This window comes from Pseudarthrobacter sp. AG30, from assembly GCF_003116525.1.
Taxonomy (GTDB): Bacteria; Actinomycetota; Actinomycetes; order Actinomycetales; family Micrococcaceae; genus Arthrobacter.
Map to the genome: position 1 here is coordinate 381 of NZ_QEHL01000040.1, position 10,206 is coordinate 10,586.

A 10,206-nucleotide genomic window follows, 5' to 3' on the forward strand; every position below is an offset into this window, starting at 1 on the left:
CGTGCTCGGCGGCCGCGGCCGTCAGGCGGGCGGCGTCATCGGCGGCCAACCTGCGGATGCGGACCAAGTGCACGCGGAGGCTTCGCATGGCCTGGGCCAGGTAGGAGTTGGAGATGGCGGCATCGATGGCGGTATCCAGGCGTCCCACCAGCTCGTAGTAGTCATGCCGGACGGGATCATGCTCAGCGATGAGTTCGTGCGCGGTCAGGAGTTCGGCATGGAGTTTGGCGAAGATGGCATGTTCGCCACGGTGGGCCGCCAGGGCAGCGGCCTTGCCTTCAAGGGTTTCCCGGAGCTCGAACAGTTCGTCGATGTCCTCCAGCGAGATATCGGTTACGACGACGCCTCGGCCGCCCGCGGCCCGGGTGAGACCCTCAGCGTTCAGCCGACCAAGCGCCTCCCGCAGCGGAGTGCGGGAGACGCCGAGCCGTTCGGACTGCTCCACCTCGGCAAGCACCGCGCCCGGCAAAAGGCGCCACTCGACGATGTCTTCGCGGAGGGCCCTATAAGCCCGATCACTGGCACGCATGCAGGACAATGTATACACACGTAGCAATCTTTGGCAAGAAAGTCAGAAAAAAGCCATCCTGTGTATACACATTACCGACCGGGATTACGGGTTTTTCCACCGCAGAAACCTCAGCAGCATGCCGCGGAGGCCTGGCGGCTTGGAAAAGGACAAATCAGTCGCGTGGATTTGCTCCAGGAAAAGAATGTTAACGCTTCGACGCGAGGGCGTTTAGTCGGCGCCGGTACGGAACGGGTGCGGGGAGTACTCTGGCCCGTCTCTACCTACAGCTGGAACTATGAGGTGGGCGCTGGCAGCACGATCTCACCTAGCCCAAATCTTGAGGGTGGGGCTATACAGTGGCGGTCAGACCGTGTACGGTACTTTCAATCGGTTAATCGTACCCAATGGTGGGTGCGTTTGGATTCGGAGGTTTCCCATGCAGTCACCTGCAACAACTGAAGCGACAGCAGCGGGGCGTCGTCTTCATCACCGTGCCAGTGAAATCCTCGCGGACTTCAGCACTTCTTCTGTAACAGCTCCTTGGCTGATGTGCGATCGTCACTCCGAAGAGCAAGTCGCTTTTCGTTTTGTCCTTGAAGACCTCTCAGAGCTGACGATGACGTATGGGGATCTGAAGGCCCGCTCCGAACGAGCTGCACACGTACTGGCCGCCCAGGGCGTGCGCGTCGGTGATCGCGTCGCCAGCCTTATGGGCAAGGGGCCGGATCTGCCGGCTCTCATTTTGGGCATTTGGCGCTTGGGCGCCGTGTATGTGCCCCTGTTTACGGCATTCGCAGCCTCGACCGTCGCGGACCGGGTCGCGGCAGCCGCTGTGCGTGTCATTGTGACAGACCCGGCACAGGCCCAAAAAGTTGCTGGCCTGGGTTGCACCGTCATGCTGGCCAACCTGACGGAGGAAAACAGAGCTGATCCGCATCTCTCCGGCTTCGCCCCATTTGTCGACGGCGACATGCGGTTCAGCGGTTCGGCTGCAGTTGAGGGACCGGAGGCGGCTCTGGTTCACATGTTTACATCCGGTACAACCGGAAAGCCCAAAGCCGTTGTCCACCCACTGAGCTACGTCGCGAGTTGGCAGTCCTATCTGGAACTCGGCATTGCACCCGGAGCTACTTTTTGGTGCGGGGCCGACCCCGGGTGGGCTTACGGACTCTACACGTCGATTGTCGCCCCCATGACGGCCGGCATTCCCAGCATCATTAGTTGTGGCACTTTCAAGGCCGAGACCTCTTGGCAGGTATTGGAGACCTTCGGTGTAACCGATTTCGCCGCGGCACCCACCGTGTTTCGCGCCATGCGTAGTGCCGACCCGCAGGTGGACTTACCGCGTCTGTGTGGTCTTTCCAGCGCAGGGGAGCCTCTCACCCCTGACGTGGGCGAGTGGACGCGCGCCCGCCTCGGGGTGGACGTCCATGACCACTTTGGCCAGACGGAACTGGGCATGCCGGCCGGATTTGCCCACCACTCCGACCTGCTGCGCGTTCCAGTCCCGGGCGCCATGGGGACAGCATTCCCTGGCTGGGAGTTGGCCGCCTTGAAGCTTGATAGTGACGACGTCGCCGAGGCCGGCGAAGTAGGCCGGCTAGCAGTGAGGGTGGATGCGAGCCCTTTCTTTACTTTCACCGGCTATGGCGTGGACCGTGATGTTCGCGGATCACGGTTTACTGACGACGGATCCCACTATCTGACCGGGGACCTGGTTTCGATCAATGACGAGGGACTCATCAGGTTCTCGTCCCGCGATGATGACGTCATCCTGATGGCCGGGTACCGGATCGGCCCGTTCGATGTTGAAAGTGTGCTGGTCACCCACCCCGCGGTGGCTGAGGCGGCGGTTGTCGCAGCACCGGATGAAATCCGTGGCGAAGTCATCCATGCCTTCGTTGTGCCAACCGATCCGACGGTGCTCACTGATCCTGCCGCCGGCCAGGCGATGGAGACTGCACTGCAGGGATGGGTCAAACAGAATTACGGTGCTCACGCTTATCCACGGCGCATCACCTTCACTGACTCATTACCCAAAACCCCCAGCGGAAAGGTGCAGCGGGCAGTTCTACGGAAGGGCTTGGAGACTACGCAGGAGAACCATAAATGACAAGTGAATTCATCGTTTCGGCGGCGGGAAAGTATCTGCAGGGGCGACCGCCCGGGGATGCCGAAGTGTGGACACTCAACCGTCCTCACGTGCGCAACGCACTCAATCCCTTCTTGGTCGAGACGTTGCGCAGTTCCCTGGAGGCCGCAGAGAAATCTGGCGTTCGAGTAGTGGTACTCAGAGGCAACGGCCCAAGCTTCTGCGCAGGAGCTGACCTACGGTACCTCCAGAGTTATGACGCGTCAGCGGGAGAAACCCCTCGGGACTTCCTCCGCAGCATCTGGGACCTCACCATCGCCATGGAACGCTCGCCTGTCGTCTTCGTAGCGGCGCTTCACGGCCACGCGGTAGCAGGCGGATTGGAACTGGCGTTGGCCTGCGACGTGGTCCTGGCAGAGGAAGGGACGCTTATCGGCGACGGCCACGTCGGCAGGAACTTGCTTGCAGGAGGCGGGGCCAGCGCCCGGCTGGAACGGTCCCTGGGCCGCAATACGGCCCTGTGGCTGGCACTGACCGGCACGCTACTCCGCGCTGGGGATCCCGCCCTGGCGGGATGGCTTAGATGCACAACCCCGGCAGGCAGACTCGACTCAACCACCGAAGACATCGTCGCCCAGCTGGTCAGCGTCCCAGCTCCGGCGCAGCGAGCCTATAAAAGCGTACTCAACGAGCAAGTACCAAGACCATCGGAGGCGGAACGCGACCGCGAGCTTGACGCCTTCGATCGGCACTGGGTCGAACAGAACGTCCCGGAAAACCTTCGTCTTTTCCTCAGCCAAAACCGGAAGGCATCGTGAACAACTCTCGCTACTCTGAACAGGTCGTCCTCGTCACCGGCGGCGCCCAAGGACTGGGCCGTGCCATGGTCGAAAGGTTTTCCGACGAGGGAGCAACCGTGCATTTCGCCGACCTCAATGACGCCGCCGCCCAGGACGTCACGGATTCCCGCCCCAACGGCTCGACTATCTACGACCGTGTCGACATCACAGACCCTGCCGCCGCAAAGGACTGGATCGACGGCATTGCAAACAAGCGCGGACGTATCGACGTTCTGGTCAATAACGCAGGCATCATCCGGGACAACCGGATTGAAAACATCTCACCTGAAGACTGGAACGCTGTCCTTTCCGTCAATCTTACTGGTGCCTTCAACTGCACCCAGGCTGCCTTCGCTCACATGAAGGACCGCGGTTACGGGCGCGTTCTTTCGTTCTCCTCAATGAGCTGGCGAGGCAACTTCGGCCAGGTTAACTACGTGGCAGCCAAGGCTGGAGTCGTCGGTTTCACCCGCGGCTTCGCCCTCGAGGGAGCCCGCCACGGAGTGACGGCAAACGCCATCGCACCAGGCTTGATTGAAACACCAATGCTTGCATCAATGAATGCGCCGGCCCGGGACAAGCTCGTAGCCAAGGTGCCCCTACGCAACACCGGGAAGCCCGAAGACATTGCCGCCGCCGCCGCCTTCCTGTGCTCTCCTGAAGCGCGGTACATCACCGGTGTCGTTCTCGATGTAGATGGCGGCATCGGAATCGGCTCTTCAATCCGCTAGAACAGGTGTGGATTTTCCCGGCCCGCATACCGCCAAACCTTCAGTGCAGCATATGCTGCCGCTCCACTAGTAGTAGTCCATCGTACGGACAGAGAGAAATAAGATGACAGCAGAATCGCCGCAGCAGCGGCCCAGGACAGCGTTGATCGCCGGCTACGCGCGTACTCCTTTCGTCCGTTTCGGTGGCAAGTTTTCCAAAGTCCCCGCTGTGAATCTCGGGGCGCATGCCGCGGCCGCGGCGCTGCGCCGGGCAGGTGTTAGTCCAAAGGACGTCCAGCGCGTAGTAGCGGGCCATGTACTACAGGGGGGAGCCGGGCAGAACCCTGCCCGGCAAACCGCAATTGGTGCCCGCATTCCTTATTCCGTACCCGCGCTTACCATCAACGCCGTATGCCTTTCCGGGATGGAAGCCGTCGTAGAGGCAAGCAGGCTAATCTCCAGCGGAGAGGCCGAGATCGTCCTGGCCGTAGGCCAGGAATCCATGTCACTGGCCCCGCACGTGTTGGGCGCACGGGCAGGCCAGAAATACGGAGCAATGGAACTCGTGGACACCCTGGAACGGGACGGATTGACCGACGCGTTCGAAGGATGCTCCATGGGAGTCTTGACCGATAACAGCAACGCGGATCTCGGGATCTCCCGAAGCGACCAGGATATCTTGGCGGCGGCATCGCATCGACGGGCCGCAACCCACAGTGACTTCCAGGCCGGCGAAATCGAGCCCTACATCCTAACTTCCCGCGGCAACGACATCGTCGTTGCACAGGACGACGGTATTAGGCCGGACGCTACAGCAGAAAGCCTCGCGACCCTTCGCCCGGCCTTTGCCCCTGAAGGCACAGTCACCGCCGGTAATGCCTCCCAGATCACCGACGGTGCTGCCGCTCTGGTACTGGTTAGCCAGGAGGCGGCTCAGCGCCTTGGCCTGTCCCCACTCGCTGCCGTGGAATCTCACGCCATGGTTTCAGGGCCGGATATCCGGCTGCATAGCCAGCCTGCGAACGCGATTCTGGCCGCTCTGAAAAAGACAGACATCTCGCCTGCAGATCTGAGCGCCATTGAGATCAATGAAGCTTTCGCCGCCGTTGTCGTGCAATCCATCGATGACCTTGGCGTTGACGCCCAAATTGTGAACAGCCGGGGCGGAGCAGTTGCACTTGGACACCCCATCGGCGCGTCCGGAGCCCGGATAGTCGGCACGCTTGCCCGGCAACTTGTCGAGTCGGGCCCCGGGTCCTTTGGTGCGGCAGGAATTTGCGGCGGCGGAGGGCAGGGGAGCGCTGTCTTGCTGCGCGCCATATAGCGGTTTCGGGGCGGATACCAGCAAAGCCCGGGCTCATTCCACTTCGCCTTCCAGTGTGATCCTTGCCGCCACTTCCCACCTGTAGACGCACTCTTTGGCGTATCAGAGGACACTGCAAGCGGTACGCGAACAGTTCCTCTAGTACACGAGTGGCGTGGCGACTGTCGATTGGCCCTGGCGGGCGTGGGCTGAGCTCGCTCGGCCTTTCCGCGAAAATCGATGCATTGCACCGTCTCAACATCTCGGCTGTTGGAGCCGGTCCACCCCCTCACGCCATACCTTCGTGACCCCGGGCAAACGCGGCCGCTCCTGGTCGGCCCAACCCGCATGCGGGCGATGGGAGTCGGGGCACCCTACAGCGGTTCCACCGCAATCTTCGGTGGAACCGCACCATTCCCCTTTACTTGGCGGGCTGGTATTTCATGTACCTGTCAGTCCTCGTCCTGCTGGTCGCGTTGGGACTAACCACAAAGGGTTTCGTGGGTGCCGAAGCAGTTTGAATGCATGAATGAGGGCAGAATGTATCCTGTGACCCAACAAACCGAGAAGCCGCAGCAGCAAGCCATGGTCGGCCGACGAAGAGTAGACCGGCAGAGACAGTCCGAACTGATGACGCAGATCGAAGAAATCGTGCTCAGGGAGGGGTTTCTAGACCTGAACATGGACGAGCTCACCAGTCGCCTGCACTGTTCGAAATCAACGCTTTACGGCGTAGCAGGAAACAAACAGACACTCGTAGTCAAAACAGTCAAGCACTTCTTTGAAAACGCGACCCGTCGAATTGAGGAAGCCACGACGGCTGAAACGGACTGCCGCCGCAAGGTCAAAGTATATTTACGCGGCGTGGGGCGAGAAATGGGACGCAACTCCACTCAGTTCTACCTGGACATGGTCACGTACCCGCCTGCTGCGGAGGTGTACGCCGTGAACTCTGCCGCCGCCGCACGACGCGTGAGGGAGATCATCGACCAAGGCGTGAAGTCCGGACAGTTCCGGGCCGTTGACGCGGCCTTCGCTTCAGAACTCGTAGTTCTAGCCATTGATGGGGTGCAGTCCGGGAGGCTTCTGGCCCCGACCGGCCTCACCGCAGGGGAGGCATTCGCCGAGATTGCCGATATCTTGCTCGACGGGCTGCAGTACCAGTCGCCCCGCCAACTGGATGCTTAGGCCACCTAAACTGCTTGTCGCACGACTTAGCCGCCGAGGGCTTTAGGCTCCGTTACGCCAGCATCCACATGAAGGGAACACTACAGCCGCGGAGCCGCGCTGAAAGTGTCTCGGTCGCGCTACGCGCGCAACTGCAGATCGTCCGCGGGATAGGGACAACAGGCGTCCAACTAATTCCGGAAACCTCCTGTCCAAGCATTCCACGTCGCGCATATCTTGTCAGCAGCCAGAAATCACATTGGCCGCACATCTACCGTCTGACAGGCGACGTGGATGGCTGTGGCATCGCGGTGTCGGTCAGGTGTGCTTCGAACGGGGCTTGTCTGGAGATTAGCTCTATGAAGCGTTGCTCAGAGTCGGAAGCGTCGAAAAAGGACCCCACCTGCAATCGATGGAAGTGCGCCTGGTCGGCAGCACCCCGATCCAATACGATCGCCAGGATGAAGTCGCTCAGAACCTGACCTGGATAGGCGCGACCATGGCGCCCCCTAGGCCCATGATCTGCGGGGCTGAGATCGATGACAACGGCGATGCCGCCCGATTATGAGGGGTTGTCGGTGACGGTTGAAAACTGAGCCACCTGTTCCAAACGATTGGGTGGGTGATCACAGTGGAGGATTGGGCGCTTATTCGGCGGTTGCATCTGGCCGAGGGTGAGTCGTTGAGGTCGATAGCCGCGCGGCTGGGGATCTCCAGGAATACGGTCGCGAAAGCTGTCAGTTCTGACGGTCCGCGGCGTACGTCCGTGCGCCGCGGAACTCCGGGATCAAGGCTGTGGAACCGGCCATTCGTGCGCTGCTGGTGGAGAACCCGCGGATGCCGGCGACAGTATTGGCTGAGCGGGTGGGCTGGTCCGGATCGGCAGCCTGGTTTCGGGAGAACCTTACCCGGATCCGGCCGGAATATGCCCCGGCGGATCCTGCTGACCGGGTTAGCTACGAGCCCGGGGACCAGGAGCAGTGCGACATGTGGTTCCCTGAGGTCCGGATACCCGTCGGCCTTGGCAAAGCCAGGGTGCTGCCGGTACTGGTGATGGTCTCCTCTCATTCGAGGTTCATCATGGCCCGGATGATCCCGTCCCGGATGACCGGGGACCTGCTGGCCGGAATGTGGGAACTGCTCGGTGGATTGGGGGCTGTTCCGCGGCGGCTGATCTGGGACAACGAAACGGGCATCGGCCGCCGGAACAGCTACGCCGTCTGAGTCGCGGCCTTCGCTGGGGTCCTGGCCACCCGGTTCGTGCGGGTCAAACCTTACGACCTGGAAACCAAGGGCGTGGTCGAACGGGCCAACCAGTTCCTGGAGACTTCCTTCCTGCCGGGCCGAATCTTCACCTCGCCGGATGACTTCAACAACCAGCTCGGCCAGTGGCTGCCGAAGGCCAACGCCCGGCTGGTCAGGCGGACCGGCGCCCGGCCCACGGAGCTGCTCGCAGCGGACAAAGCAGCCATGCTGGCGCTGCCGCCGGTTCCACCGGTGACGGGATTCGTCGCGCGGGTCCGGCTGCCGAGGGACTGCTACGTCAGGATGGGATCAAATGATTACTCCGTTCACCCGCAGGCCATCGGCCGGTTCGTCGACGTCACCGCCGACCTGACGACCGTCATGATCAGCCTGGACGGTAGATGCGTCGGCACCCACCCTCGGTCGTGGGGCTCCGGCCTGACCATCACAGACCCGGCACACGTCGAGGCGGCAAGGGCACTGCGGAAGCCTTCCAAACCCCACCGCCCGTGGGCGAAACAACCGGGCTGCGGGACCTGGCGGACTACGACCGCGCCTTCGGTGTGGTCCTCGATGACGGGCAGGTCCCCTGATGGCCAACGTCAAAGAAACGACTGGCCAGATCGAGTACTACTCCCGGGCGATGAAGGCACCCCGGATCCGGGAAGCAGCAACCCGGCTCGCGGACCAGGCCCGTGAAGGAGGCTGAAGCCATGAGGAATACCTAGCCGCTGTCCTGTCCCGGGAAGTCGCAGCCAAGGAAGCCTCCGGTGCCGAGCTCAGGGCCCGGGCAGCTGGTTTCCCGGCCCGGAAATCACTCGAGGACTTCAATTTCGATCACCAGCCCGGCCTCAAACGCGACACCATCGCGCACCCGGCCACCGGCGCGTTCCTCACCGAAGCGTCCAACATCGTCCTGCTCGGACCGCCCGGCACCGGCAAAACACACCTCGCCACCGGGCTGGGCTTACGAGCCACCCAGCTCGGTCACCGCGTCCTGTTCGCCACCGCCATCGACTGGGTCGCCCGGCTCCAGGCAGCCCCCCAGAACGGCCGGCTGCCCCAAGAAGAAGAGCGGAACGCGCTGGTCATGAAGGTGAAGCGGAGAGGTAGGAAGGGTGAGTGCCGCGTGAGCTCCGGGAAAGTATCCACTACGGTCACCGAGCGATATAAGAGCTGGTTGGGGTGCAGAGCTCTAGTGACCTTCAGCGCGCCACCGCATGATGTGGAAGTGGCCACCTTTGTACGTAAATCAATCGAACATCACAACGACCTTGTCGGTCGCGCCCGGCGTAGCGGCCAATTGGATCGCACGCACCGCGTCCGGAAAAGGGACGAGGTCACTGATGATGCGCCTGTATCGGTCGCTCTGTTCGACGAGCGCGTCTGTCACCTGAAAGATCTCGGTCGGATACCCCATTGATAGGCGGATGTCGGGCTCATTGACCAGGAGTTCCCGGAAGTCAATCGGGACAGGCTCCTTGTGAACGGCGATGATTGTGAAAACGCCACGAGATCGAATTGAATTCAAAGCGGTCTTTGTCACGACTGGGACGCCCGCAGCATCGATGGCGACATCAGTCAAGGGCCGCGGAGGTGCCCCCTCGAACCCTGGCTCCTCCCCGTGCAGAGCGCGGAGCCGTTCTACAACGTCCTCGCGGGTGGAATCGATCACTGCGTCTGCACCGATTGCCAACGCCTTCTCTAGGCGATTTGGGGCAACGTCGACCACGACAACATGCGCAGCGCCCTTACTTTTCAGCCCAATTGCAGCCCCAAGTCCAACGGGGCCAGCCCCAAACACAACGGCTTTTGTCCCCTCGCAGGCGCCGGAGCGATTTACTCCGTGTAAGGCGACAGCCATGGGTTCGTTGAGTGCAGCAACCTCCCATGGAAGATGATCAGGCACAACGCGGAAATGTACGTTTGCCTGAGCGTCCTTTAATACGACGATTTCAGACAGTTCGCCCTGGGCTCCGCCGTTACCGATAATGCCGTCCGAGGCTGCCATTGGATTAATGACGACGTGGTCACCAATGCGCACACCCGCAACTGCTTCGCCAACTTCGATCACCTCCCCGGCCCCTTCATGCCCCAGCGGTGTCTTGCCCACACGAGGTGGATATCCGCCGTTGTGCACATAGAACACATCTGAACCGCAGATGCCGACCGCTCGCATCTTGATAACAACATCACCTGGACCGGCATCTGGACGGTCAACGTCAACTATCCGGACATCGCCTGGGGCCACGACCATAACGCTCTTCATTGAATACCTCCTGCAATCGAGAAAAGGGTAAAGCGCTGCTCGCCTTTACCGGCTGATGATGGGTAGTACG

General features: G+C 61.4%; 7 protein-coding genes and 2 pseudogenes. 7 read left to right on the plus strand and 2 right to left on the minus strand.

From position 1 onward, the window contains the following. On the minus strand, positions 1 to 529 hold a 529-nt coding region (locus DC347_RS20955; RefSeq protein WP_109864351.1), incomplete at its 3' end, for a GntR family transcriptional regulator. Between the two features lie 418 nt (positions 530 to 947). Here DC347_RS20955 and DC347_RS20960 point away from each other — a divergent pair. The 7 genes and pseudogenes from DC347_RS20960 to DC347_RS22140 all read left to right on the plus strand — a co-directional run. Then, the gene (locus tag DC347_RS20960; RefSeq protein WP_109864352.1) at positions 948 to 2,624 is read left to right on the plus strand and encodes an AMP-binding protein; all 1,677 of its coding nucleotides are present in this window, start codon (positions 948 to 950) and stop codon (positions 2,622 to 2,624) included. Further along, complete coding sequence (locus DC347_RS20965) at positions 2,621 to 3,421, plus strand: enoyl-CoA hydratase/isomerase family protein (protein ID WP_109864353.1); 801 nt, start codon at positions 2,621 to 2,623, stop codon at positions 3,419 to 3,421. The genes DC347_RS20960 and DC347_RS20965 overlap by 4 nt, the downstream gene beginning before the upstream one ends. Beyond that, entirely contained in the window at positions 3,418 to 4,173 is a 756-nt protein-coding gene (locus DC347_RS20970) for an SDR family NAD(P)-dependent oxidoreductase (RefSeq protein ID WP_109864354.1), read from the plus strand. Before DC347_RS20965 ends, DC347_RS20970 begins: the two co-directional genes overlap by 4 nt. Before the next feature lie 103 nt (positions 4,174 to 4,276). Beyond that, positions 4,277 to 5,476, plus strand: coding sequence for an acetyl-CoA C-acyltransferase (locus DC347_RS20975; RefSeq protein WP_109864355.1), 1,200 nt, complete (start codon positions 4,277 to 4,279; stop codon positions 5,474 to 5,476). 528 nt (positions 5,477 to 6,004) lie between these two features. Continuing rightward, a complete protein-coding gene (locus DC347_RS20980; protein ID WP_206073980.1) occupies positions 6,005 to 6,643 on the plus strand; it encodes a TetR/AcrR family transcriptional regulator in 639 nt (212 codons plus the stop codon). A 601-nt stretch (positions 6,644 to 7,244) separates the two neighbouring features. Beyond that, positions 7,245 to 8,460: pseudogene (gene istA, locus DC347_RS20985) on the plus strand (IS21 family transposase). Positions 8,461 to 8,603: 143 nt separating this feature from the next. Continuing rightward, positions 8,604 to 8,879: pseudogene (locus DC347_RS22140) on the plus strand (ATP-binding protein); the annotation flags it as partial. Between the two features lie 240 nt (positions 8,880 to 9,119). On the opposite strand, the gene DC347_RS20995 reads toward DC347_RS22140, so the two are convergent. Further along, positions 9,120 to 10,136, minus strand: coding sequence for a zinc-binding dehydrogenase (locus DC347_RS20995; RefSeq protein ID WP_109864357.1), 1,017 nt, complete (start codon positions 10,134 to 10,136; stop codon positions 9,120 to 9,122). Between the last annotated feature and the right edge of the window lie 70 nt (positions 10,137 to 10,206).